At 56.5% G+C, this 25,811-nt stretch carries 20 protein-coding genes and 2 pseudogenes; 17 read left to right on the plus strand and 5 right to left on the minus strand.

What is annotated here, in order from left to right:
* Positions 1 to 17 precede the first annotated feature (17 nt).
* The 6 genes from RIN61_RS23935 to RIN61_RS23960 all read left to right on the plus strand — a co-directional run bounded on the left by RIN61_RS23935 (position 18) and on the right by RIN61_RS23960 (position 7,216).
* The gene (locus tag RIN61_RS23935; protein WP_186553635.1) at positions 18 to 1,097 is read left to right on the plus strand and encodes a phosphotransferase; all 1,080 of its coding nucleotides are present in this window, start codon (positions 18 to 20) and stop codon (positions 1,095 to 1,097) included.
* Positions 1,098 to 1,178: 81 nt separating this feature from the next.
* Positions 1,179 to 2,528 (plus strand): aspartate aminotransferase family protein, encoded by a 1,350-nt coding sequence (locus tag RIN61_RS23940; RefSeq protein WP_186553634.1) that lies wholly within the window; start codon positions 1,179 to 1,181, stop codon positions 2,526 to 2,528.
* A gap of 137 nt (positions 2,529 to 2,665) precedes the next feature.
* Positions 2,666 to 3,616 carry a Gfo/Idh/MocA family protein gene (locus RIN61_RS23945; protein ID WP_225915589.1) on the plus strand — a complete coding sequence of 317 codons (951 nt, stop codon included), beginning with the start codon at positions 2,666 to 2,668 and terminating at the stop codon, positions 3,614 to 3,616.
* A gap of 20 nt (positions 3,617 to 3,636) precedes the next feature.
* A complete protein-coding gene (locus RIN61_RS23950) occupies positions 3,637 to 4,566 on the plus strand; it encodes an amidohydrolase family protein (protein WP_186553633.1) in 930 nt (309 codons plus the stop codon).
* A 26-nt stretch (positions 4,567 to 4,592) separates the two neighbouring features.
* On the plus strand, positions 4,593 to 6,326 hold the full coding sequence (gene araD, locus RIN61_RS23955; RefSeq protein ID WP_313854570.1) for an L-arabinonate dehydratase: 1,734 nt from the start codon (positions 4,593 to 4,595) through the stop codon (positions 6,324 to 6,326).
* Positions 6,327 to 6,439: 113 nt separating this feature from the next.
* Positions 6,440 to 7,216 carry a lysine/arginine/ornithine ABC transporter substrate-binding protein gene (locus RIN61_RS23960; RefSeq protein WP_313854573.1) on the plus strand — a complete coding sequence of 259 codons (777 nt, stop codon included), beginning with the start codon at positions 6,440 to 6,442 and terminating at the stop codon, positions 7,214 to 7,216.
* A 48-nt stretch (positions 7,217 to 7,264) separates the two neighbouring features.
* Here RIN61_RS23960 and RIN61_RS23965 read toward each other — a convergent pair whose 3' ends face one another.
* Together RIN61_RS23965 and RIN61_RS23970 are read right to left on the minus strand one after the other, a co-directional pair.
* Complete coding sequence (locus RIN61_RS23965; protein ID WP_019098962.1) at positions 7,265 to 8,017, minus strand: GntR family transcriptional regulator; 753 nt, start codon at positions 8,015 to 8,017, stop codon at positions 7,265 to 7,267.
* Positions 8,018 to 8,116: 99 nt separating this feature from the next.
* Entirely contained in the window at positions 8,117 to 9,007 is an 891-nt protein-coding gene (locus RIN61_RS23970) for a D-hexose-6-phosphate mutarotase (protein ID WP_186553630.1), read from the minus strand.
* A gap of 1,216 nt (positions 9,008 to 10,223) precedes the next feature.
* Between RIN61_RS23970 and RIN61_RS26950 the strand changes: the two are divergent.
* The 7 genes and pseudogenes from RIN61_RS26950 to RIN61_RS23995 all read left to right on the plus strand — a co-directional run.
* Positions 10,224 to 10,322, plus strand: a pseudogene (locus RIN61_RS26950) (HAMP domain-containing protein); the annotation flags it as partial.
* A gap of 147 nt (positions 10,323 to 10,469) precedes the next feature.
* Positions 10,470 to 11,192: a methyl-accepting chemotaxis protein gene (locus RIN61_RS26865; RefSeq protein ID WP_437182253.1), complete on the plus strand. Its 723-nt coding sequence runs from the start codon at positions 10,470 to 10,472 to the stop codon at positions 11,190 to 11,192.
* Between the two features lie 952 nt (positions 11,193 to 12,144).
* Positions 12,145 to 13,611 (plus strand): NAD-dependent succinate-semialdehyde dehydrogenase, encoded by a 1,467-nt coding sequence (locus tag RIN61_RS23980; RefSeq protein WP_186553661.1) that lies wholly within the window; start codon positions 12,145 to 12,147, stop codon positions 13,609 to 13,611.
* Between the two features lie 16 nt (positions 13,612 to 13,627).
* On the plus strand, positions 13,628 to 15,034 hold the full coding sequence (locus RIN61_RS23985; RefSeq protein ID WP_186553628.1) for an aspartate aminotransferase family protein: 1,407 nt from the start codon (positions 13,628 to 13,630) through the stop codon (positions 15,032 to 15,034).
* Positions 15,035 to 15,196: 162 nt separating this feature from the next.
* Positions 15,197 to 15,347: pseudogene (locus RIN61_RS26870) on the plus strand (hypothetical protein); the annotation flags it as partial.
* The gene (locus RIN61_RS23990) at positions 15,329 to 15,673 is read left to right on the plus strand and encodes an amino acid permease (RefSeq protein WP_390899155.1); all 345 of its coding nucleotides are present in this window, start codon (positions 15,329 to 15,331) and stop codon (positions 15,671 to 15,673) included. The pseudogene RIN61_RS26870 and the gene RIN61_RS23990, both read left to right, overlap by 19 nt.
* Before the next feature lie 328 nt (positions 15,674 to 16,001).
* Complete coding sequence (locus RIN61_RS23995) at positions 16,002 to 16,475, plus strand: Lrp/AsnC family transcriptional regulator (protein ID WP_186553627.1); 474 nt, start codon at positions 16,002 to 16,004, stop codon at positions 16,473 to 16,475.
* A 61-nt stretch (positions 16,476 to 16,536) separates the two neighbouring features.
* Here the strand turns inward: RIN61_RS23995 and RIN61_RS24000 are convergent, their stop codons facing one another.
* From RIN61_RS24000 to RIN61_RS24010, 3 genes are all read right to left on the minus strand, one after another.
* On the minus strand, positions 16,537 to 16,890 hold the full coding sequence (locus tag RIN61_RS24000) for a RidA family protein (RefSeq protein ID WP_186553626.1): 354 nt from the start codon (positions 16,888 to 16,890) through the stop codon (positions 16,537 to 16,539).
* Between the two features lie 1,390 nt (positions 16,891 to 18,280).
* Positions 18,281 to 19,114, minus strand: coding sequence for a MurR/RpiR family transcriptional regulator (locus tag RIN61_RS24005; protein ID WP_313854586.1), 834 nt, complete (start codon positions 19,112 to 19,114; stop codon positions 18,281 to 18,283).
* Between the two features lie 188 nt (positions 19,115 to 19,302).
* Positions 19,303 to 19,929: a cysteine hydrolase family protein gene (locus tag RIN61_RS24010; RefSeq protein ID WP_186553624.1), complete on the minus strand. Its 627-nt coding sequence runs from the start codon at positions 19,927 to 19,929 to the stop codon at positions 19,303 to 19,305.
* A gap of 360 nt (positions 19,930 to 20,289) precedes the next feature.
* Between RIN61_RS24010 and RIN61_RS24015 the strand changes: the two genes are divergently transcribed.
* From RIN61_RS24015 to RIN61_RS24030, 4 genes are all read left to right on the plus strand, one after another.
* Positions 20,290 to 21,609 (plus strand): type I glutamate--ammonia ligase, encoded by a 1,320-nt coding sequence (locus RIN61_RS24015; protein ID WP_313854589.1) that lies wholly within the window; start codon positions 20,290 to 20,292, stop codon positions 21,607 to 21,609.
* Between the two features lie 57 nt (positions 21,610 to 21,666).
* Entirely contained in the window at positions 21,667 to 22,989 is a 1,323-nt protein-coding gene (locus RIN61_RS24020; RefSeq protein WP_186553622.1) for an APC family permease, read from the plus strand.
* Between the two features lie 49 nt (positions 22,990 to 23,038).
* On the plus strand, positions 23,039 to 24,154 hold the full coding sequence (locus RIN61_RS24025; protein ID WP_313854590.1) for a succinylglutamate desuccinylase/aspartoacylase family protein: 1,116 nt from the start codon (positions 23,039 to 23,041) through the stop codon (positions 24,152 to 24,154).
* A gap of 584 nt (positions 24,155 to 24,738) precedes the next feature.
* Complete coding sequence (locus RIN61_RS24030) at positions 24,739 to 25,701, plus strand: SLC5/6 family protein (RefSeq protein WP_313854592.1); 963 nt, start codon at positions 24,739 to 24,741, stop codon at positions 25,699 to 25,701.
* Positions 25,702 to 25,811 lie beyond the last annotated feature (110 nt).

Below are 25,811 nucleotides of genomic sequence, written 5' to 3' on the forward strand. Positions count from 1 at the left end.
AGCGAGGATTTCCTCTTATGAGCAATGAACACAAGCCAGGCGACAGCCATGCCAGCCTGACCACCGAAGCGGGGGAGATCAGCTGCGAGCAGGCCAGGCAGATCGCCGCCACCTGGTTCGGGGTCGAGGCCGGGGCGGTCAAGCGCCTGATCAGCGAGCGCGACCACAACTTCCACCTGCAGGCTGCCGAGGGCGCCTTCGTGCTGAAGATCGCCCACCCGGCGGAAGACCGCCTGCTGGCCAATTTCCAGAGCGAGGCCTTGCTGCATGTCGAGCAGCGCGATCCCGGCCTGCACGTGCAGCGGGTCATCCGGGCGCTGGGCGGCCAGAGCGAACTGGCCCTGGAGTTCGAGGGGCAGACCCGCATCGTGCGCATGGTCAGCTACCTGGAAGGCACCTTGCTGCGCCACGCCCCGGTCTCGCCCGAGCAGCAGTTCAACCTCGGTGTCGAGCTGGCCCGCCTGGGCGCGGCCCTGCGCGATTTCGAGCATCCTTCGGCCGATCACATGCTGCTGTGGGACATCCAGCACGTCGAGCGCCTGCGTCCGATGTTCGATGTTTTCGAGCCGCTGCACCGGGCCTGGGTCGAGGAGGCCCTGGCGCGTTATGTGGAGCATGCCAAGCCGATCCTTTCCGGCTTGCGCCGGCAGGTGGTGCACAACGACCTGAACTCCGACAACGCCCTGGTCGATCCGCAGGATCCCTCCCGCGTGGCAGCGATCCTCGATTTCGGCGACATGGTGCGTACCGCGCTGGTCAACGACGTGGTGGTGGCGGTTGCCTATGCGCTGGGTGATGGCGAGCAACTGCTGGACGCGCCACGGGCGTTCGTCGACGGCTACCAGTCGGTCACGCCGCTGACCGATGACGAGCTGGAGATCTTCCACGACCTGCTCATGGTGCGCATGGCCCTGCGCCTGACCCTGACCGAGTGGCGTGCCAGCCGCTTCCCGGAAAACCGCGACTACATCCTGCGCAACACCCCGCGCACCTGGACCCAGTTCGAGCAGCTGCGCGGCCTGTCCCGCGAGCAGGTCGAAAGCGCCCTGTTCGGCGAGCGCGGGCTCAGCGCCCGGGCCATTGAATGGCGCGCCTGAAGCCACCCGCCGACACCGTTTCGTGACACCCGGATACCAGGCCGCCAAGGCCCTACAACAATCGATTTTCTGGAGGTTGAGATGTCTGAGAACTATTCCGCCACTGCCGGCATGCAAAACGGCTTCGACCTGGCCCTGCTGCCGACCCTGAGCGCCCACGAGCAAGCCCTGGTCGAGCGCCGCCAGCGTCTGCTGGGCCCTTGCTACAAGCTGATGTACCAGCACCCGGTGGAGTTCGTGCGTGCCGAGGGTGCCTATATGTACGGCCCGAACGGCGAGCAGTACCTGGACTGCTACAACAACGTTCCGTCGGTAGGGCATTGCCACCCGCGTGTAGTCGAGGCCGTATCACGCCAGTTGGCGACCCTCAACACCCATACCCGCTACATGGACGAGAAGATCCTCAACTACTCCGAGCAACTGGTGGACACCTTCGGAGGTGGCATCGGCAGCGTGATGTACACCTGCACCGGCTCCGAGGCGGTCGACCTGGCCCTGCGCATCGCCAAGTTCCATACCGGTGGCACCGGCATCATCGTCACCGACTTCGCCTACCACGGCATCACCACCACGGTCGCCGCCATTTCCACCACCATGGGCAAGTACGTGCCGGTGGACCAGCACGTGCGTACCGTGCGCGCACCGGATGCCTACCATGCCGGCGAGGGCGTGGATGTGGGTGAGCGCCTGGCGGCGGATATCGAGGCGGCGATCGCCGACATGCAGCGCCACGGGATCCGCTTCGCCGGCTTCATCGCCGACAGCATCTTCTCCACCGACGGCCTGCTGCCAGGCACTGCCGGCATGCTGAAGAAAGCCATCGAGGTGGTGCACAAGCACGGCGGCCTGTACATCGCCGACGAGGTCCAGCCGGGCTTTGCCCGCACTGGCCTGAACTTCTGGGGCTACCAGCGCCATGGCATCCAGCCGGACATGGTGGTCATGGGCAAGCCCATGGGTAACGGCCTGCCGATCGCCGGTGTGGCGGTCAAGCCCGAACTGCTCGCCGACTTCGGGCCCAAGGTGCGGTACTTCAATACCTTCGGCGGCAACGCCGTGTGCATCTCGGCGGCCCAGGCGGTGCTCGACGTGATCCGCGACGAGGGCCTGCAGCAGAACTGCCATGACCTGGGCAACTACCTGCTCGACGGCTTCAAGACCATCGCCCGGGAATACCCGCAGATCGGCGATGTGCGCGGCGCCGGTCTCTATCACGCCGTGGAGTTCGTCACTGATCCCGAGAGCAAGGCCCCCGACGCGGCCATGACCAGCAAGGTGGTCAGCGGCCTGCGCGAGCGCAAGGTACTGATCAGTACCACCGGCGTGGGTGAAAACTCGCTGAAGATCCGGCCGCTGCTGTGCTTCAAGCAGGCCCAGGCCGACCAGTTGCTCGAAACCTTCGCCGAGACCATGGCGGCGATCCAGGGCTGAGTGCACGGGGTCGCGTTGCAGCCCTTCGCCAAGCCGGTTCCCCGGACGGTTCCACGCAAACCGTCGACTGTGGGCGCTGGCTCGCGAAGGGCCGCAACGCGCTCCCAACCCGCCACCTCGCACTCAAGGAGCACACATTGAATATCTGCATGATCGGCCACGGCATGATGGGCACTTGGCATTCGCAGAGCCTGCGCGATGCCGACTGCGTGCTGCACAGCCTGGTCGGCCGCGAGCCGGCTGCCACCGAAGCCTTTGCCCGTGAATACGGCTACCGCCACTGGTACGTGGACTACCGCGAAGCGCTGCGCTCGCCGGAAATCGACATCGTCATTGTCGCCGGCCCCAGCCAGAGCCACGCGGAAATGGCCCTGGCCGCCCTGGAGCAGGGCAAGCACGTGCTGGTGGAAATCCCCCTGGCGCTGAACCTGGAAGACTGTGAACGCATCGTCGACACTGCCGCGCGGCGGGGGCTGACGGTGGGCGTGGTGCACCCGATGCGCTTTCGCCGCGAACACCGGCAGTTGCTGGAGCGCCTGCAATCCGGTGCGGAAACCCTGCTCCAGGTGCATTCGCGGCTGTTCCTCCACCGCCGGGAAAACATCGGCTCCACCGGCCTCAAGCGCTGCTGGACCGACAACCTGCTTTGGCATCACGGCGCGCACCTGGTGGATGTCGCGCTGTGGCTGGCCGGCAAGGGCGATCCGGCTGCCGCGCAGGTGGCGGCGCTGAACGCTTCGCTGCCGGCCGCCGACCCGGTCACCGGCATTCCCATGGAGCTGGCGCTGCTGATGCACACCGAACAACGCCAGGCCCTGGTCTGCACGGGCTCGTACAACTCGCCGGAACGGATCTTCGACATCTTCGTCGTCACCGATCGCGATTCCTATCGCCTGGACATCCTCGCCGGCACCCTCAGGCAGGGGACGCAACTGCTGGAGGTGGACAGCGAACAGGACAACAACGCCCAGGTCGCCCGGGACTTCGTCGCGGCGTTGCGCGAAGGGCGCGAGCCGCAGGTGCCGGCCCGTTCCGTACTGCCGGCGATGCGCCTGCTGCAGCAGGTAGAACAGGCGCAACTTCCCTAGCCATCAACAGGACAACCCTAATGGCCGAGCACTCTTCAGACGATACCCGCGTCAGCATTCTCCGGGTCGTGCACCAGCGTCCCGCGATCACCATTCCGCCCGGCGCCTGCGACTGCCATGTCCATGTGTTCGGCCCCACCGAGCGTTTTCCCTATTCGTCGTCGCGGCCCTATACCCCGGCGCCAGCGCTGGTCGAGGACCTGATGGCGCACCAGCGCATCCTCGGCCTGGAACGGGTGGTGGTGGTGCAGCCGAGCGTGTATGGCAGCGACAACCGCTGCACCCTGGACGCCATCGCTCGTCTCGGCGAGGGCGCCCGGGGCGTGGCGGTGATCGACCCGCAGACCTCCCTCGGCGACCTGGAAACCCTGGCCCGTTCCGGTATCCGCGGTCTCCGCCTGAACCTGGCGGCGGCGGCGGCGGATGCCCCTGCCGCGCTGCGGGTGCTCAAGCATGCCAACGAGGTGGCGGCGCAGTTCGGCTGGCACATCCAGGTGTTCGCGCCCATCGAGGTGATCCAGGCCCTGCGTCGTGAACTGCGGCAACTGGACGTGCCCCTGGTGCTCGACCACTTCGCCGGGGTGCATGCCAGTGCCGGGGTCAAGAGCGAGGGCTTCAAGGTGCTGGTCGGCCTGCTCGATAGCGGCCACTGCCATGTGAAGGTCTCGGCGCCTTACCTGGTTTCGGAGCAGCCGTCCCTGGACGAAGTCGCGCCGTTGCTGCGTGGCCTGGTGGCCGTGGCACCGCAGCGTCTGCTGTGGGGTTCGAACTGGCCGCATCCGCTGGGTGGCGTCGGTGATATCACCCGCGGGCCGGTCTCGATGTTCCGTGAGATCGACGACGGCGCAGCCCTGCAGCGCCTGGCCCGCTGGCTGGAGGACGACACCCTGTTCGCCCGGATCCTGGTGGACAACCCGGCCGCGCTCTATGGATTCAACAACCCGACGTGATGCCCAACGCCTGACGGATGAACACCATGAACAAGAAGAAAGCCGAAGACCTGAGAAGCGCGCGCTGGTTCGCGCCTGACAACCTGCGCGGCTTCGGCCACCGCTCGCGGATCATGCAGATGGGCTATGCCCCGGCCGACTGGGCGGGGAAACCCGTGATCGCGATTCTCAATACCTGGTCGGACATCAACCCTTGCCATGCCCACTTCAAGACCCGGGTCGATGACGTCAAGCGCGGCATTCTCCAGGCCGGCGGCTTCCCGGTAGAGTTGCCGGCACTGTCGCTGTCGGAGAACTTCGTCAAACCCACCACCATGCTCTACCGCAACATGCTGGCCATGGAAGCGGAGGAACTGCTGCGCTCCCACCCGGTGGATGGCGTGGTGCTGATGGGCGGCTGCGACAAGACCACGCCTGGCCTGCTGATGGGCGCCACCAGCGCCGGGCTGCCGGCGATCTACGTGCCTGCCGGGCCGATGCTGCGTGGCAACTGGAAAGGCAAGATCCTCGGCTCGGGTTCGGATGCCTGGAAATACTGGGACGAGCGCCGCGCCGGCATGATCAGCGACAAGGACTGGCAGGACATCGAGGGCGGCATTGCCCGCAGTCATGGCCACTGCATGACCATGGGCACCGCCTCGACCATGACCGCCATCGCCGAGGCCATCGGCATGACCTTGCCGGGGGCGTCATCGATTCCCGCCGCAGACGTCAACCATATCCGCATGTGCGCCGAAGCCGGGCGCCGCGCGGTGGAGATGGTCTGGGAGGACCTGGTGCCGGCCCGGGTGCAGACCCGCGGCGCCTACGACAACGCGATCGCCGTGGCCATGGCCATGGGGTGCTCGACCAATGCGGTGATCCACCTGGTTGCCATGGCGCGCAGGGCAGGGCATGACCTGACCCTCGACGACCTCGATGCGGTCAGCCGCTATGTGCCGGTGATCGCCAACGTGCGGCCCAGTGGCAGCCAGTACCTGATGGAGGACTTCTTCTACGCGGGCGGCCTGCCGGCGCTGATGCGGGTGATCGGCAAGTACCTGTCTCTCGACGAGATGACCGTCAATGGTCGTACCCTCGGGCAGAACATCGCCGAGGCCGAGGTGTACAACGACGATGTGATCCGTCCGCTGGACAACCCAATTTATGCCGAGGGCGCCCTGGCGGTGCTCAAGGGCAACCTGGCCAGCGCCGGTTGCGTGATCAAGCCGTGCGCCATGGAGTCGCGTCTGCTCCGGCACACCGGGCCGGCCATCGTCTTCGACGACTACCCGGCGCTGAAGGCGGTGATCGACAGCGATGACTTCGAGGTCACTGCCGACCATGTGCTGATCCTGCGCAACGCCGGCCCGCAAGGCGGCCCGGGCATGCCGGAGTGGGGCATGCTGCCGATCCCCGGCAAGCTGGTGAAGCAGGGCGTGCGCGACATGCTGCGGATCTCCGATTCGCGCATGAGCGGGACCAGTTATGGGGCGTGCATCCTGCATGTTGCACCGGAAAGTTACGTAGGTGGCACCCTGGCCCTGGTGCGCAACGGCGACCTGATCCGCGTCGACGTGGATCAGCGCAGCATCGAGCTGCTGGTCAGCGATGCCGAACTGGCTGCACGCCGCGAGGCCTTGCCACCACCGCCACCGCGCTTCGGTCGCGGCTATGGCTGGATGTTCGCGCAACACATCCTCCAGGCCGACAAGGGCTGCGACTTCGATTTCCTCGAGACCGGCTTCGGCGAAGCCAGCGGCGAGCCGGCGATCTTCTGATGTCCAACCACTGTCCAAGGGAGTAACCCCCGCACCTGACCAGCACTCGAACAATGGCCTGTATGTTGCAACAAAACTAATATATTAATGTACGGCAAAATAAGGTGGTGTCTATGAAACTTGCTAAATGTGTTCTCCTCGCGGCCCTCGGCCTGGGCTCTGCCCTGATGGCGGGGATTGCTTCGGCCGATGAGCTCAAGGAAATCCGCATCGCCACGGAAGGGACCTATCCGCCCTTCAGCTACCTGGACAAGGGCAAGCTGACCGGCTTCGACGTGGATATCGCCAATGCACTGTGCGAACGGATGAAGATCAAGTGCGAGATCGTCGCCCAGGAATGGGACGGCATGATTCCAGGCCTGGTCGCCGGCAAGTACGACGCCATCGTCGCCTCGATGAACATCACCGAGGAGCGCAAGAAGAAGATCGATTTCAGCAACAAGTACTACGCCACCCCGGCGCGCTTCATCACCGTCAAGGATGGCGGCGTGAGCGCCATCACCCCGGCCGACCTGGCGGGCAAGAGCATTGGCGTGCAGGTCTCCACCACCCAGTCCAACTACCTTGAAGAGAACTACAAGGACTCGGACATCAAGCAGTACAAGACGGTCGACGACGCCGCCATGGACCTGGCCAACGGTCGCATCGACACGGTGTTCTCCGATGCCGCGCTGCTCTACGTATGGATGAAGACCAAGGATGGCGCCTGCTGCGCCTTCGTCGGTGGTGATGTGGTCAACGAGAAATACTTCGGGGTCGGCAAGGGTATCGGTGTGCGCCAGGGCGAAGTTGCATTGCGCGAGCAGTTCAACAAGGCCATCGCCGAACTGCGGGCCGACGGCACCTACGAGAAGATCAACCAGAAGTACTTCCCGTTCTCGATCTACTGAGTGCACCAGGAAACGCCAGCCGGATTGCTCCGGCTGGCGTTTTTCGGCTTAGGCATAGAGACGCTTGAAGTCTTCCAGGGAGTCGCAGTTGGTGATGGTCGCCGAGTCTTCGGCGAAGAAATCCGGATGCTTCACCGAGAGGACTTTCAGGGTCTCGTAGATGCTGTCGATATGTACGCGCATGGCTTCAACTGCGGCTTCCTCGTCGCTGGCGCGGATCGCATCGGCAATGCGCTCGTGCTCCTCGATCACCTCGGCGAACTGGTTCTGCGCCGGGAAGGCCATGCGCCGTACCCGGTCCAACTGCCCCTTGGCGCCGTTGAGCAGACGCCACAGGTTGGGGTAGCCGGAGCATTCGCAGATGATCCGGTGAAACTCCTCGTCTAGGGCGTAGAACTCGTCGACGCTGCGGTGCTCGGAGGCGAACTTCTGGCGCATCAGCAAGGTGGTGAAGGGGTCGATGCGGTCCTTCTCGTAGAAGCGCGCAGCCAGGCGCACGGTGCGGTACTCGATGCTCTCGCGCACGATCTGGCCTTCGATCACGTCCTTGAGCTTGATCAGGCTGACGCTGGTGCTCGAGTTGGGCTTGATGGTGATCAGCTTCTGGTTGGCCAGTTGCAATACCGCTTCACGCAGCGGTGTCCTCGAGATGTCCAGTTGCGCGCACAGCTCCTTTTCGCTGATCACGTCCCCCGGTTGCAGGCGCAGGGAAATGATCGCCGAGCGCAGCAACTCGTAGACCTGGGCTGTCTTGGGCAGGCGGTGGTCGAGCAACTCGGGATGGAAAACGGGGGCATTCAATGAGAGGACTCCGCGGAGGGGCTGGAAAGATGTACTCGTATATTAGCGAAAATGCAGGCATTCGTTGAGGGGCTAGTTTCCCTGGGCGGTGCCGATTGTTCAGGTGCGGGTCGTAGGTTCCCGGGAAATCCGCACGCCGAATCCGCCTTGTGTGCCAGCGGCAACCTCCAGCAGATCCTCCTGGACCCGCGTGGTTTCGATGCACAGCATGCCGTGCCAGGCCTCGGGGTGGAACTGGTCCAGGCTGGCTGCGCGTTCCGGTCCCGGATTCCAGAGGACGGCGGAGCGGCTGTCACGGGGTTCGATCACGATGCGCCGTTGCCAGGCTGGGTCCTCGAGGGTCAGGCGATCTGGCAGGCCCTGATAGACCCGTTCGGTCAGGCCGGCGATAGGCGGTTCATCAACCTGCTGGCACAGGACGCGGTCCTTGAGATTGTCCTGGTAGCGGGTACCGGCGAAGCCCTGAAGGCTGACTTCGCGGACATCGCTGACCGCGTAGTAGCTGTGCAGCGCGGCGGCCATGGCGATGCTCCGGGAGCCCGCGTTGCTGATCTCCAGGTGCAGTTCGAGTGCCAGGGGCTCCAGGCTCAAGTGGAGGCGGGTAGTCAGACCGTGGTGATCGACCGGGGATCGCAGGGTGAGGCGCAGGGCCTGTGGCTCCAGTGAGGTGCATTCGAGCCGCCAATCGACTTGCCGGACCAAGCCGTGGAAGGGTGGCTCGGCACATTGCCAGGCGTCGCGCACTGCCTGCGGGTTGGTTTCCAGCGCGGTGAACCAGGGCCAGCACACCGGTACCCCGCCACGGATTGGCTGGCCTGGGATAAAGCTGGCGTGCGGGTTGTTCCAGATCACTGCGGGTTCGCCGTGAAAGCCGTATTCGAGCAACTGCGCGCCCTGAGCGCTGATCAACGCGAAAGCGTCGCCCAGTTCCAGGCGCCAGGCGGGGAGGCCATTGATATTGACGGCGTGGATGGCTGCGGTGGCTAGCATGGATAAGGCTCCGGGGCAGTTGTAAGGAAGGACTGAAATTGCTACTAATATATTAGTATAACAATATTAAAGCAGAAATCTGCGCAAGAGACGGAGCAAACCGATGAAAGTTTTGCAGTGGGGGATTTCCGCGATGGAACGGTTTTCGTTCTCGCGAAAGTTCCAGGTACTCATGCTGGTGTTCCTGATCCCTTTGGGGTACGGCTTGTGGGCGTTGTGCAGCGGTTACCGCAGCGAATTGAGCCGCATCGAGGCGGAGCGCCGGGGAGTGGCCTTGCTGGCGACGCTGGGTGCCGGGCAGGCCGGGGCGGCGTCCGGGCGCAACCTGGCGGCGCGCTGGCGTGCTACGGATGTAGCCGCCCGTGGTGATGGTGCGTCGCTGAACGACATGACAGTGTGGCTAGGTGATCAGGACGAGCGCCGCGAGCAATTGCAGGCGCTGCTGGACCAAGGGGCATTAGATGCGTCCGGGAGACTGGAGCGGGCGCTGGCCAGCGAAGTCGAGTCGCTGTCCAGCGAGCACCAGCGGCTGGAGCGTGCCCGCCAGGACCCACAAGCGCTGGCCAGTTGGTGGGCCGATGCACACAACGCAGCGACCCGTTCGCTGCAGGCCACGGGCAAGCTGATCGAACTCGCCGCCAGTGACCATGGCTTGCGGCGCGATACTTGGGCGGACACCTCGGAACTGATCGATATCATCACCTTTCAGGTGCCGGATCTCACCCGCCAGTTGACCGCAGTGGGCAGCACCGGGCAGGGGGTGATCGGCTCCGGCGGTTTCAACCTGCTGACCCGCTCGCAACTTCGTGACGCACTCGCCGCCACCCAGGCGACGCTCGACACGCTGGCGCAGAGCACAGCCAGCACCGCCGTTGCCCAGGAGCAGGAGGAGGACTGGCAGCACGCCACTCAGGCCGGGCTGGAGCAGATAGCCAGTGTGGTCAGGAAACTGGAACAGGACTTCTTCCGACGTGATATCACCTCATTGCAGCCGATGGCCGTCAGCAATCAGATAGCGCAGGCACTGACGCTGGCAAACAGCTTGCAGGCCAGCACGCAGCGCTACCTTGACCAACGCTTGAGCCTTTATCAGGCACGAGCCTGGCAGGGTGGATTGCTGGCACTGTCGCTGTTCAGCGTGATGACGCTCCTGGCCTTGTACGGATTGCTGTGTGTGCAGGTCTCGATCCGGCGAACCACCGCAGGCATCACCCGGATGGCGCATTCGCTCAGCGAGGGGGATCTGCGTTCCCGAGTGAGTGTGCTCGGCAGAGACGAACTGGCCACTATCGGGCATGGCCTCAACGCCGCCCAGGAGCAGTTGCAGAGTACGATCCATGGGATCATCCAGCAGACACATGGCGTCACCGCCACGGTCTCGGTGCTGGATGAGCAGGCTGGCGCCTCGCTCCAGGCAGCGGACAATCAGCGTCAGCAGGTGGCGTTGATCGCCGCTGCTGCCGTGGAACTGGCCAGCACTGCGCGCAGCGTGGCGCAGACCTGTAGCGAGGCGGTCGTTCATTCCGCCGAAGCGCGCAACCTGGCCAGTGCCGGCCAGTTGCGCAGCCTGCAGACTACCCAGGGCATGCAGCAACTGACTGGACGCCTGGACGAAGCGGCGGTTGCCCTTGAGCAACTGCGCGAGCGGACCCAGCGGATTGACGTGGTGGTCGCGGTGATCAGGAACATTGCCGAGCAGACCAACCTGCTTGCGCTCAACGCCAGCATCGAGGCGGCCCGGGCGGGGGAGCACGGTCGGGGCTTTGCGGTGGTGGCCGATCAGGTGCGCGAGCTGTCGGCGCAGACCCAGGCCTCGACCGCCGAGATCGGCAGTACGGTGGCAGCGTTGCAGGAAGGCGTGCGGGTGACGGCCAGCTTCATGCAGAGCGCATGCGAGCAATCCAAGGGCGATGCTGGCGAAGTGGTTCGTCTGGGCGAGCAATTGCAACTGATTGCCGGCGCGTCGCGGCAAGTTGGGGATATGCTTGAACAGATTGCGGCAGCGGCGGATGAGCAGGCTGAAACGGCGCAAGCGATCAGTTCGAATATCCTGCGGGTCGACGAGGCTTCGATGCAGATTCTGGAGAGCGCCCGTGAAGTAAACGGTGTAGCGACGAGGTTGAAATCCGGATGCGCGTCTTTGAAGGACACTACTCAGCGTTTCCGTCTTTATACCCCAGCCTGAAATCGCGACGTGGAGCAGGCGGCAGGATCCCTACCGCCGTGTCATCGCGGTAGTCGTCAAGTCCTGAAGCCAGACATTAGGCGCTGCTGATCATTGGCAGGCCCATTGAGGCTGGTGTTGATGGTCGCAGCATGTTCCGAATGGCTCATCAGCGTCTGGCGATCCTCCGCCACAGGCGGACGTGCATGGATACTCACCGGATCGGGAAGGCTGATTACGGCGACCCACATCGCCCGAGCGTGGACTACGGTTGGGAGTTTCCTGACGCAGGCAGATGACCAGCGCTTAGCGCAGCGCTCCCACCGGCAACACATCGATAGCGTTGTAGACGATCTCGCGACTCTAATGCGCGCCAGGCCTGCACAGCTGCTGCAATGTACCGCGAGCTTCAGCAACAGCGGCCAGTGTTCGGCCAAGCGGGAGAAAGCGAGGCTCTCCTGAGTGGTGACCTTGATACCCGGTGAAACTGCGAGGTCCAGGCAGGCGAGTGCCTGACGCTGGGTCAAGCTCTTCGTTGAGACGGACAGTGTTCGAGCTTGATCCCCGAGGTCGAGCAATTCTCGGGCGTGGCCACTGACTTCCTATTTTCTGATTGGGAGTACTTGGACCGGACACCGATTACACGCTGCAGCGTGTTCCTGTGCGGGAACGGTTAAAACTCTGGAGCACCCTGCCGATCTTGAAGCCCACTGCGGTTGGTACTTGAGGCTGGGCCGTACCAGTGGGTGATGTGCGGTCGCCCCCAGAGGCCTGATAGCTGGAAATTGAGGGAATTTGAAAAATCTGATTGATTTAGCCGGTCTACGACGGGCTTTTCCAAAAATGCGCAGTAATTATGCGTGTTATGAATAACAAAGCAGTATTGCTGCGCTTAATGGGTTTTGAAGTACGTTTTTAAGCGCGCAAGATGCATAAGCTATTCAAACAGAACAACACATCTGAAGTGGTAGCTATGAAAAACCTTGCCAAGAATGCTTTGAGTCAGCTCAAGCGGCCAGATCTTCTGGAAACGCGTGCCTATATCAATGGGGAGTGGATCGATGATGGGAATCGATTGGATGTTACTGACCCGGGTACTGACGAGAAAATTGCAGAAGTCAGCCATTGCGATATCGTCTGGGTTGACCGCGCCGTTGAAGCTGCCAGCGCCGCATTCCCTGCATGGCGCGATCTGCTACCCGTTCAGCGTGGCGCTATCCTTCGCAAATGGGCTGCTCTGATTCGTGAGCATGCTCAAGACCTGGCTGTGATCATGACTGCAGAACAGGGTAAGCCTCTGGCTGACTCCGTTGGTGAAATCGCATATGGCGCCAATTTCATTGATTGGTTCGCCGCTGAGGGTGAGCGTTGCTACGGGGAGACAATCCCTAGCCATCTGCCTAACAGCCAGCTGCTGACTAAACTGCAGCCTATTGGTGTGACCTGCGCCATCACGCCTTGGAACTTTCCGAGTGCGATGATTACCCGCAAAGCAGCTGCCGCGTTGGCTGCGGGCTGCTCCATGATCGTTAAGCCAGCCCCTGAAACTCCGCTGTCCGCGTTGGCTTTGGCCAAGCTAGCAGAGGAAGCAGGTATCCCCGCAGGTGTGTTCCAGGTAGTTACGGGTGATCCGATCACCCATTCCGCACGCCTGCTGCAGAACCCTCAGGTACGAGCCTTCAGCTTCACTGGCTCGACCCAAATCGGGAAGATTCTGCTCAAGCAAGCGGGCGACACCGTCAAGAAGGTATCGCTGGAGCTGGGCGGTCACGCTCCTTTCATTGTTTTCGATGACGCTTCCATCGAAGAAGCAGTGAAAGGCTGCATTGGCGCTAAGTTCGCCACCTCGGGTCAGGACTGCTTGGGTGCTAACCGCATCTATGTACAGCGCTCCAAGTATGACGAGTTCGTCAAGGCGTTCGGGGAAGCGACCGCCAAGCTTCGAGTCGGTCATGGTTTCGAGGCGGGTGTTGATATCGGCCCAATGACTCGTTCAAGCGTGGCACAGAAGTGCCAGGAACACATCACCAACGCCTTGGCTAAGGGTGCTCGCTTGGTAGTTGGCAGCCCTGTGACTCAGGGTAACTTCGTTGTGCCAACAGTCCTGTCCGATGTTACTGACGACATGGCTATCGCGTACGAAGAAACTTTCGGTCCGGTTGCGGCAATTCTTCCTTTCGACACGGAAGCTGAAGTCCTGACCCGCGCAAATAACACCGAATACGGTCTAGCGGCGTATGTGTACACCAACGACTTGCGAAAGGCGCTGCGTCTTTCCGATAGTTTGGAGTATGGCATGGTGGCACTGAATACGCCAAAGTTCACCGGTGCCCCTATTCCTTTTGGGGGATGGAAACAGTCTGGTTTGGGCCGTGAAGGTTCCAAGCATGGATTGTCCGAGTACATGGAAATCAAATACGTCTGTTTCGGCGGCCTGTAATTTCTAGGAGTCAAAAATGAACAAACAAGAACATGATCTGATCTCTGCTCAGGATCGCAATTCCGTACTACACCCTTTCACCAACCTGAAAGATTTTGCTTCTGGTAAACTTGGGGATCCAACTATCGTTGAGTCCGGCAAGGGTCTTTGCATCACCGACTCGACTGGTCGTGAGTACATTGATGGTTTCGCTGGCCTTTACTGCATGAACGTCGGTTATGGTCGTACTGATGTAGCTGAAGCCATTTCACGTCAGGCCCACAAGCTCGCTTACTATCATAGCTATGCGGCGCACACCACTGACGAGCTGGCACGCCTGTCTGATCGTCTGGTGAAGATGGCTCCAGGTAAAATGAGCAAGGTCTTCTACGGCCTGTCTGGATCCGACGCCAACGAAACACAGGCGAAGCTGGTGTGGTACTACAACAACCTGCGTGGTCTGCCGAAAAAGAAAAAGATCATCACCCGTGATCGTGGCTACCACGGTTGCTCGGTCGTATCTGGCTCGATGACTGGCATGAGCTTCTACCACGATTACATGGATCTCCCGGTTAGCGGCATCCTGCGCACCGGTGCACCGCACTACTACTGGGGCGCTGAGCCAGGTGAGAGCGAGGAACAGTTTTCTGCACGTCGCGCCGCTGAGCTTGAAGAGCTCATCCTGCGCGAAGGCCCTGACACTATCGGCGCCTTCATCGCTGAGCCTGTTTTGGGTACTGGCGGTATCACGCCGCCTCCAGCCGGTTACTGGGCAGCAATCCAGCCGATCCTGAAGAAATACGACATCCTGCTGATCGCTGACGAGGTTATCACCGGCTTCGGTCGCACTGGCGCAATGTTTGGCTGTGACAAATACGGTATCGAGCCTGACCTCATCACCGTTGCCAAAGGCCTGACTTCTGCATACGCGCCGCTGTCGGCGTCGATTGTGGGCGAGAAGGTTTACAAAGTCATGGAAGAGGGCGCAGATAAAGTTGGCGCCTTCTCCCACGGCTACACCTACTCGGGTCACCCGATTGGTGTCGCAGCGGCGAATGCTGTTCTGGACATCGTTGAAGGTGAAGATATTCCTGGTAATGCCGCGCGTGTAGGTGAGTACTTCCAGAAGAGTCTGAAAGAAGTCTTCGAGGGTCTGCCGATTGTTGGCGAGGTGCGTGGTGTGGGCCTGATGGCTGCACTGGAGTTCGTAGCTGACCCAGCCACCAAAACCCGCCTTGACCCAGCTCTGAAGGTTGGTGCTCGCATTTCCAAAGCTGCCCGCGACCTTAATTTGATCGCGCGCGCGATGCCGCATGGTGAGATCTTGGGCTTCGCGCCTCCGCTGGTCGCAACCAATAATGATATCGATAAGATCGTTGATATCGCCAGCAAAGCTGTTAACAAGGTTATCAACGAGCTCACCGCTGAAGGTGCTCTACGCTAAACATTGTTTAGCAGTGAAGAACGGGCCGGCTCCAAACAGGCCCGTTTTTTAATGGCTACCAATTAAAGTTTGGTCTCAGCTAAAAGTCGTTGGGCTGATGCTGATGATTCAACCAATTTATTACAAAAGTTATAAAATTAAAAAACGTTGATGGGTGTAGCAATGGTTGATGTTGCCACAACTGGAGCGCAGAAGGAATCTGGCTCTGAAGAAGTGCAAGGATTGCATCGAGGACTCTCGAATCGTCACATTCAATTCATTGCGTTGGGTGGTGCAATCGGATCGGGTCTGTTCATGGGCGCCGCCATCGTAAGTACGGTCGCTTCGGTATTGCTCATCTTTATCTGGTCGCTGGTGCTGATTGCTTACCTGGTTTATCGCAAGGAAAAACCTGAGTTGCACGCTGCTTCTACCTTCAAGATGCCATTGGGTATTCCGCTCAGCTACTTCTCTCTGGCATTCTTTGTCTTCATCGTCGCGTTGTTGGCCCTGGAACCTGATACGTTATCGGCGCTTTACTTTATGCCTTTATGGTTTGGCTGGCTGACAATTGCCTACCTTGTGAAGTATCGCCGCTCACCCATCGCTAAGCCAAAATTTCAGGATGCAGATTATGGTCTTGATGCTGGGGCAAATTAATATCACTAGCTGATTTTCTGATACCTGTCGTTGGGTGTTTTGCGCATTGAGTTGGGTCTGGTCGTCTTTCTCAATGCGCTTTTTTGTGCGTTATCATTCAGTGAATTCCGATGTGCTCAGTCCAGAGAAAGATCTAAGTAAATTGATTGGCGGTTCACGCAGCTTGTGCTCGCATTGCCTAAATTATCTTTAATTGCTTAAATAGCCGAATAAATGGTGGGAAGTGCAATCTTGCGGTTGACAGCGACTTCGACTGGGTTTATATGTGGTGGGATAGGGTGATCTGCGTCTCAGGCGCAAACCTGATAAACGGCTAGGAGTGTGTCTTATGATTGAACTTGACAGAATTGATGTAAGAATTTTAAGCGCTGTTCAAGTAAACAATCGGCTGACATCTGATGAGATTGGTGAGTTAGCTGGACTATCACCGACTGCCTGCCAGCGTAGGCTTAAGCGCCTGAGGGCTGAGGGGGTGATCGAGGGTGATGTTTCCATTGTTTCCCCGAAAGCAGTGGGACGCCACGTAACGATGCTCGTCTTGGTTACCCTTGAACGAGAGCGGACAGATATCATCGACAAGTTCAAGCATGCTATACGTAACACGCCTGAGGTAATGAGCGGGTTCTACGTGACTGGGGATGCCGACTTTGTGATCGTAGTGACTTGTAAGAATATGGAAGACTACGAAAATTTCACAAGGCGCTTCTTTTACGAAAATTGCGATATCAAAAGCTTCAAAACCATGGTGGTTATGGATAGGGTCAAAGCCGGATTTACTATCCCTATCGAAGAAAGCCTTTGAAAGTCCCTGAGGGCGGTGTGTGAATACCGCCCAGCGAAAGCGCTTACTAGCTGATACGCTTTCAGTCTACTGCAGCTACAATCGAAATTTCGACCAGTAAGCTAGGCTTGAACATCGCAGCCTGGACGCAAGCGCGTGCTGGTTCATGGCCAGCGGCCACCCAGTCTTCCCATATTTCATTCATTTCATCAAAATCTGCATCGATATCGGCGAGATAGATGGTGGCCGAAAGGATACGCGTTTTATCGCTGCCTACTTCCTTGAGTAGTGTATCAATATTGTGCAGCGTTTCGCGAGTCTGGATCTTGATGTCGGCACTGTGTTGGTTGGCCAACTGTCCAGCAAGATAGACTACCCCATTGTGAACTACTGTATTGCTCAAGCGCTTGTTCGCGTGTAGTCGCGTGATGGCCATTTGGCGAATTCCTTGCTTGTATTGAATTGAAAAGCGAGCGGAAAGCTCACCCTGCTTTGTGGGGTTGATATTTTAAAGCTGCGATATGTAGGGCGCAGAAAAAATACTCGAGAAATTATAAGTGTGATTGGTCAGAGATATTGCCTAATTTTTATGATGAAAATGGGTAAAACTGGGGTCGCGATTTTATGTGAGAGTGGAAAGTAGCAGGGCACTAATCACTGCGTTTAAAATCTCACCATGTGGCTACCCTAGTCGTATAATGTAAAAAACGCTCGTCAGTTTTTCTGCGTTATTCGTGTAGATAACGCTGTTTTTGATCGTATAATGCCCGTTTCGCCGAGTAAATTTGATCAGTGCCATGAACACTAATACCCCTTTCCTTGCGGAGACTAGGGGTTGAGAAACGCTGAGGTTTGGTTTCATTAGCAAGATACTGGCTGTTGCTAGCATCGTGCTGGTTCTATCATTTGGAACATTTGGTGTGTTGGTATATCATCAGCAGCGAGATTGGATTTCCAGCGATGTAGAAAAATATTTGGATGATGTCGGTGCTTTGGCGACAAGCAATATTTACAGTTGGATGGGAGGGCGCATGCTCCCTGGTAGAGCACCTTGCACAATCGGCCGGCTCCCGTCCAGGCTACCTCACAGGGCTCTTAAATAATAGGATCCTCACGTCTAATTTTAGATATATATTATGGTTCTGACCAAGGGCAGTTTACGCAGATCCCTGATGAGCCCATGCTAGATGGCTATGTCCCACGGCAGCGTCCGTGGTACAAGCTTGCCAGTGTTAGTAGTCCAACTGTTCTAACAGCGCCCTATGTCGAATCTATTACCAATGGATTGACCATTATAGTCGCCACTGCCTTTAGGGCGAATAATCGAACCCTAGATGTGGTCAGGGGTGACCTCTATATTGGACATGCAGTCACAATTCTTAATTCTCTCGATTTGAAGGGCATGCGCCATGCTTTTTTGGTAAGCGGTCGAGCAGATATTTTGATGCACCCTGATTCAGGTTTGGTAGAAAAGCCACCTGCCGAGATTTACCCCATATTCAAGAATTTTACTGATTGGCGTTTACAGGAGGTGTGCTAGGGTAAGGATCTTGCTAGCGTCGCAGCCAAAACCGAATCTATGGATGCAATGAATCATTCCATCGCTGCTGCAACCGAGGAGCAGACGGCGGTGATTGATACAATAAGTTAAGACATCGCTCAAAAGAACGAGCTTAATCAGGGCGCGGCTAGAATCTTGAAACGCACCCTAGCGGCTTGTAATCAGATGGATATGCAAGTGTCGGAACTACAGCAGCTAGCTCGGGGCTTTAAAATCTAGTGTAGGGGGCCCAGACGATAGCGAGCCTGGGCTTTTAAAATAAATGTCAATCTCGACCGTATGATCGAATAACCTCAAGCCTCTTGAGTCGGGTTGAGGCGGTTTCGCCGAGCTCCTTAAGCAGAAGCATCGAAAGATACTCCAGTTGTGCCATGGCGGGCACTAAGCTGTCGTATGCCGACCCTGAAGAAATATCTGAGATAACTACATTATTGGTCAGCTCCGATATCGGGGATAGCCATTTATCGGTGAATAGTACAATTTGAGCGCCTTGCTCCGCTGCCAATCTGGCTAGTCGTACGGTGTCTTCTTGGTAGCGACGGTAGTCAAAGGCGATTAGAATATCTTTCTTTCCAATGTCAACTATGGTATCGAGGTCGTGCGCAGGTATCCTGCCTAAAATTTCAGTGTTGCCGCGCATTTCTTTTAAGTGGGCGTATAGGTATTCAGCCAAGGTTTGACTGAATCTTCCTCCACGGACATATACGCGTTGTCTACTGTCCGACAGCAGCTTTACAAGATCAAATCCCGCTGACAGCTCCGCAATAGCGTCTTCAACCATCGAGCCTAAACCCTTTGAGAACGTATGTGCTTCATCTTCATGAGGCTGATTGATCATTGTAAGGGGCGAGCTTAGCTTCAGTTCGAGCTCGTTAAGCCATGCTTTTTGAAACTCAGGAAATCCCGAATAGCCCAGCTTTACGGCAAAACGCAAAACCGTTGGTGCGCTGACATGTGCATGATTTGCCAACTCATGAATGGTACCCAGGGCCAGTATGGGTTTGGCCCCGGTCAAGAGTTTGACAAGCTTGCGTTCACTCGGAGTGAAGCTGGGTTTATTGGCTTGAATCAGCTGTCGAATGGTCTTGGGGGAGGTCATGGTTGGCCTAGTGAGTGATGCGTAGCACGAAATCGACGGTTGGCGTATGGCAACGGCAAGCTAGCATATTTTGAGGAGGGAGCGAAAAGTGGGCAGTGTTCGGATAGAGCATTCCCATAATCTGCGACCTTGAGATTTGCCCTATCACCTCTATCGGGATAGGGCAGCCTTTAGCTCGTCGCGCCCGTTTATCTTCCCAGTTCTGTAACGATTTCTTGTGTGGTCGAGACCCGGCAATATCCGCCAAACGCGGACAACGCCTGCTCGTGTCGAGCAGTGGTATAGCTTGCGCAAGCGTCAGATACACAGATCATGAAATAGCCCTTATCCGCCCCGTCTCTGACAGCCATGTCGATGCATTGATCGGTCAACACTCCTGCTACGACAACGGCCTCAACACCCAAGTTACGCAGCACGTAATCCAGATTCGTAGAGTTGAAGACTCCGGACGAGGTTTTGGGGAGAAGGATGTCATCCGCTTCTGGTGCAATAGCTTCAACGACCTTGCCCTCCCAAGACCCTTTAGCCACGAAAAGCCCGGACAGTTTGTGGTCAAGCGATCTGTCGCGACCATCGCTAGTGAGGCTTTCGATCACGGTGTACACAACCTCGCTCCCCGCCGCCCGGGCGGCGTCAATCAGCTTTCTGATTTGGGGTACGACGTGCTGGGTCACCTGCCGGTAGTAATCCGGTTGGTTTTCCTGGATGTACGGCGAAACCTCAGCGTTCTGGACATCGACAACCAACAGAGCGGTGCGCTTGGGATCGACCAGCGTGCTGCGTGACAGACCTTCCGGGTAGGTACCTTTCATCATTCTTCCTCTTGTTGTGGATGTGCGTTTCTTGAGCATTTTTCAAAGCGTCTCGGCGATCGATTCCCTCGCGAGCTAACACTCGCGCCGCCTGAATACGCCATGTCATCCCTGTTCACCCTCGACACGATGGCCATTCGACTGCTGACCGATCTGCCTGTTGCGGAGAACCGAGACCGCTGCTACTGTAACACCAGTTTCAGAGAATCGACAGTGTCGTAATCGTGAAATGGAAATTACGATGTCGATGCGGTCGAACCCTTTGGGCTAGCAAGGAAATCCGTCAAACCAAGTGGCTTTTTTTCACGTGATTGGCCGGTCGGCTGACGCCAGGCCAAGCGCGATTCGAAGAGTGAAAAGACGATGCAAAACAAGAATATAAGCAGCAACCTTGCCCATTTTATCAGTCACGACTACTGCGGCATTACCCGAGCTAGATCGTTTCCTGAGCATCGATTGGACTCTAACCTTAAAAAAGGGCTCTGCTGGACGCCGGCGAATTTGGCGTTGAACCCATTCGGTCAGATTGTGGAAAACGAATGGGGCGCGCTAGGCGACCTGATCATGCTGCCCGATGCCTCTTCTGAGGTAAGCGTGTCCGGTAGTGAATCGGTCAGTCCGCTTCGTTATTTTCATGCAGATTTTTTGAACATGGACGGTTCACCTTGGGAAGCATGTCCTAGGCAGTTTTTGAAGCGGCAGCTTAAAAAGCTGGAACTGCTCGGTATCAAAGCAATCGCGTCGTTTGAGCACGAATTCATGCTAACCGATGTCGCCACGCCTGCTGCGTGTTTCTCGCTGCAAGCAGCGCGGTCGGAGGAGAAGCTCTGCAATGCCATCACCGAGGCGCTGATTGAAGGAAAAGTAGATCCCGAGATGTGTATCCCTGAATATGCAGCTCGGCAGTATGAGGTGACCTGCAGCCCGACCGAAGCATTGCAAGCTGCCGATCGCGCAGTGAACGTGCGCGAGATCGTTCGCGAAATTTGCCGTCGTCAAGGGCGCTCCGTGTCCTTCTCGCCCATTCTTTCTCTGAATCCTGGGACGAATGGCGTACATGTCCACGTTTCGTTGTGGAGCATGGCGGGGGAGCCACTGACCTACGATCCTAATCGACCAGGTCAATTGTCTGACCTCGCGAGCCAGTTCACCGCTGGTATTCTTGAGCATATGGCGGCTCTCACTGCTTTGACTGCACCTAGCGTCGTGTCCTACCAGCGCTTGCGTCCTGATAGTTGGAGCGCGGCTTATGCTTGTATCGGTCAACAGAATCGAGAGGCTTCGATTCGGATTGCGCCGATTACCCACCTGGATGGCTGCGATGCAGCGAAGCAAGCGAACATTGAGTACCGTGCCGCCGACGCTCTGGCATCTCCCCACCTTACGTTGGGCGCCATCTTGGCGGCAGGTATAGACGGCATCAACAAGAAACTGGCCATGCCGGATCTAGTTGCCGTGAACCCTTCGTCCATTCCTGAGGATCAACACCATAAATATGGGATGCATCCATTGCCTTCGTCCCTCAGCCAGGCCCTAGAGGCACTGGGTAACGATGAAGTGATGAGATCCAGTATGGGAGAAATGCTCTTTGACTGCTATCGAGCAATCAAACAGAGCGAGATCACGCTGATGCGCGATAAGAAAGACAACGAAATCCGAGATTCCTATTCTGCTGTCTACTAATTAAAAGCCGTTTCAGAAGGCGGCTTAAGCCGTTCTTCTGAGTCTAGGAGAAAAGACATGCATTCTGGTAACGACGTTGAGCTCAAGCGTACATTGACCGTGCGCCATATGGTGATCTATGGAATGATCTTCATGATACCCATTGCGCCGATGGGTATTTATGGTTACATCGTGACTGAATCAAAAGGGATGGCCACAATGGCCTACCTGGTAGGAATGATTGCCATGATTTTTACGGCACTCAGTTACGCACGAATGTCATCGACCTGCCCAAAAGCAGGTTCGATCTATGCCTACGCTAGTCACTCGCTGGGGCCTAGAGTAGGTTTCTTGGTTGGCTGGTTGGTGCTGCTGGATTATATTCTGCTGCCTGCTCTTTGCTATATTGTCTCGGCATTAGCTCTAGAGGCTGTTACGGGGCTGTCTAAATGGATATGGCTGGTCGCATTTATTGTTTTCAATACTGCGGTCAACGTGCGAGGAATCCATATCACCGCTAAGACGAACGATTTCTTTGCCATCTGCCTGATGGGTGTCTTGGTCTGGTTTGTTACGCTTGGTCTCTACATGGTGTTTGGTGGATACCTCGGAGAGCCCAGTATTGCGCCTCTCTACAACCCGGAGACCTTTAGCCCTGGGCTGATCATGAGCGCAGTCTCGATTGCTGCATTGAGCTTCCTGGGCTTCGACGCCATCAGCACGCTTGCGGAGGAAAACTCTGGGAAGGCAAGCGACGTGGGTAAAGCAACCATCACGGTTCTTTTTATCATGGGTGGGCTCTTTATCCTGCAAACCTGGGTGGCAGGGATGGCCTGGCCAGACTTTGGCGCGCTGGCTCAGGATAAAGATAACGCTTTCTACACCATCGCTTATGCGGTGGGAGGGACGCCGTTGAAGGTAGCGTGTGCAGTAGCCACAGCGGTCTCCTGGGGCTTCTCGTGCGCATTGGTGGCTCAAACAGCCATTTCTCGCATCCTCCTGAGCATGGCAAGGGATGGCCAACTTCCGAAGGTGCTCTCCAAACTGCACCCTTCATATCAGACGCCGTTCGTAAGCACGCTGTTCGTCGCCGCCGTATCACTGGTAGTGAGTGTGTTGTTCATGGCTCACGTTGACTCGTTGACGTCCCTCGTTAACTTTGGCGCTCTGTCAGCTTTCTTCGTCCTACACCTGTGTGTGTTGAATCAGTTCATGGTCAAAACTCCATCGCACCGTTGGATTAAGGACGGCCTGATTCCACTGATGGGGCTGATGGTTATTGGGTATGTGTGGATGAGTCTCAGTGCACACTCACTTAAGATGGGTGCTGTATGGTTGGGACTCGGCATAATATATATGGCGTTAAACAATCGCCGGGTCAAAAAGCTTCAATTTTCTTAACTGCCATTGATTTGCGGCATCCCCTGATGCCGCAAATCGGAGTTTCAATATGATTGAACAAAAACATTTGCTGGGTGACGGATCTATTGGAACCTCGCGGGTCGTCCATAGCTTTCATTTTGGGGTTGCTGGTGGGCGGAAGGTCTATGTACAGGCTGGCTTACACGCCAGCGAACTCCCAGGTATGCTGGTCTGCCATTATCTGCGTGATATGCTGTCAGTCGAAGAGTCGCTGGGCACCATGCTTGGTGAAGTTGTTGTTGTGCCAGTAGCTAATCCGATCGGTCTTGATCAGACAATTCTGTCGTATCAAATGGGGCGATTTGATCTTGCAAGCGGTGAGAATTTCAATCGCCGCTTCCCTGACCTAGCGCTTGTCATCGCGTCACAACTGAAAGACCAGTTCAGTAGCGATGCCAAAGCTAATATCGAATTGGTCAGAGCTGCGCTCCGACAGCATTTGACTAAGCTTAGCTGCCAGAAGCAATCTGACTCCCTGCGTGTCCTGCTGCTGAGATTGGCATGCGATGCCGATATCGTCTTGGATCTGCACTGTGATTGTGAGTCAGTTCTCCACCTCTATGCTCACCCTTTATCACTCGACGAGGTCATGCCACTTGCAGCCCTAATGGGCTCACACGCTACGCTTTACGCCGCTGAGCAAGGTAATACGCCCTTTGATGAAGTATGTTCATCATTTTGGGTAAAGCTTCAAGAGCTTCTTCCGGAAGTAAGTCTTCCTCTCCCAACCATCAGCATCTGTATCGAGCTGCGAGGGCAGTTGGAGGTCAGCCATCATCAGGCACAGGAAGATGCTACCCGCATCGTGGAGTATCTGCGCCTTCAGGGGGTTATCGCTGGTCAGCATAAGATTCATCTCCCCAAGCTTTTGCATAAAGCGACCCCGCTTGGTGGAACCGAGGTTCTCTTCGCTGATGCGGCAGGGATAATCGTTTATCTCGCTGAGTGTGGACAGCTTCTCCTACCAGGCGATCCTGTTGTTGACGTCGTCGACCCGGTAACTGGAAAAAGCCAACGCTACAACGCTAGCGTCACGGGCGTGCTTTTTGCCCGACAAAACCGCCGTTATGCGATGCCGGGGATGGATTTAGCTTACATTGCAGGCGATGACGTTCTTCGTGAGGGAAAGCTACTGTCAGCGTGAAGCATTACTATGGCAGTAATCATTAGCCGTTCCTAGCATCCTGCGGATCATGTCCTCGGGATGCAGTTGATTTTGCGAAATTATATAGTTTAGCTAGCTCTCGAAATGCTCTGTCTTGACTAATATGAACTTGCAAGGGTGGATTTGTTTCCTTGTGCGGAACATGTTAAGTCGTTAAAAGGTGCATGGTGTTGTTCGAAGGCGGATGATGCTTTGGTGATGCCAGTTAATAGTATAATTACAATCATAGATGGTATAGGGTTTTTTATGTTGTCTGTCGTTAATTATCGTGAAGAAAAACTGCTAGAGAAGCCACCTTTTACATCCTATGATTTTGGTTGGCTCGTGCTTTGCATCGGTATGGCTATAGGGTCGGGAATTGTATTTATGCCCGTGCAACTGGGGCTTAAGGGGTTATGGGTGTTTCTTGTTGCTGTAATCCTATCGTATCCTGCTGTTTATCATTTACAGAGTCTTCTTCTTCGGACTTTAATTAATTCAGAGGGTGGCGGTGATTACACTGGTGCCGTTAGTTACTACTTAGGTAAAAATTGGGGGTGGCGCTAGGATGTGTGTATTTTATCATGCTGCTGAGCGGCATAGTCACGTATGCGAGCACAGTTGCCCACGATAGTGCATCTTATTTGCAAACTTTTGGGCTGATTGATCGTTCATTAGTAAATGAATGGTGGTATGGGCTGGTCGTGATGACTGTGTTGGTTGCCATATCATCGCAAGGGGAACGCCTGATTTTCAAAGTGGCAGGTCCAATGATTATGATTAAGTTTGGTATCGTAGTCGTCTTGGCACTGATTATGATCCCGCACTGGGATTTTTCGAATGTTGTAGCTTTTCCCGAAGTGGGTATATTTTTTCGTGATGTGTTACTGACGCTGCCATTTGCACTGTCGTCAATTATATTTGTGCAAATACTGAGCCCCATGAACGTTGCTTTTAAAAGTATAGAGCGCGACTGGTGTGTTGCTGCTTATAGAAGTATTAGGGTCAATAGGATTGCATACGTTATATTGGTGGTGGCAGTTCTGTTCTTTGCGCTCTCATTTTCTTTTTCTGTTAGCAAAAATGAAGCGGAAATAGCTTTAAAGCAAAATATCTCTGCCTTGGCTATTGCTGCCAAGGTAATGCCTGGCGCTGGCATACAGGTCATGTCGGTTATGCTTAAAGTATTTGCCATTGTAAGCGCTTTTTTTGGGATTTATTTGGGCTTTCATGAAGCGCTCAAAGGTATTGTGCTTAATTTGCTTTCTCGAAGGTTTAATCTGGGAGCCAATGATACAAGGAGGCTTGCAATTGCATTGTCGGTTACGATAGTTGCGTTTCTTTGGGGCTGGTTGCTAGGTGGTTTCTCCACTCTGTTACTTATTCAAGTGGTGGGCCCAATTTTTGGAGTTGCAACGTGCTTGGTGCCGTGTTATTTGGTTTATAAAATTGATGGTTTGAGTCACTTGCCTGGAAAGGCAGCCTGCTATGTCTTTGCCTATGGTGTGCTTTTGATAGTTTCACCTTTCTTCAAGTTTCTTGAGTAGGGATTCCTCGTGTTGTCTCGGATAGTTGGCGCAGGATTTACAGTCTTAGTCTATCAAGGTTACCCATTTTTTTGAATGTGGGTGCTCTGAGTTGAGTAAGTGCGCAGATT

It is taken from the genome of Pseudomonas inefficax (assembly GCF_032164165.1).
Classification (GTDB): Bacteria; Pseudomonadota; Gammaproteobacteria; order Pseudomonadales; family Pseudomonadaceae; genus Aquipseudomonas; species Aquipseudomonas inefficax.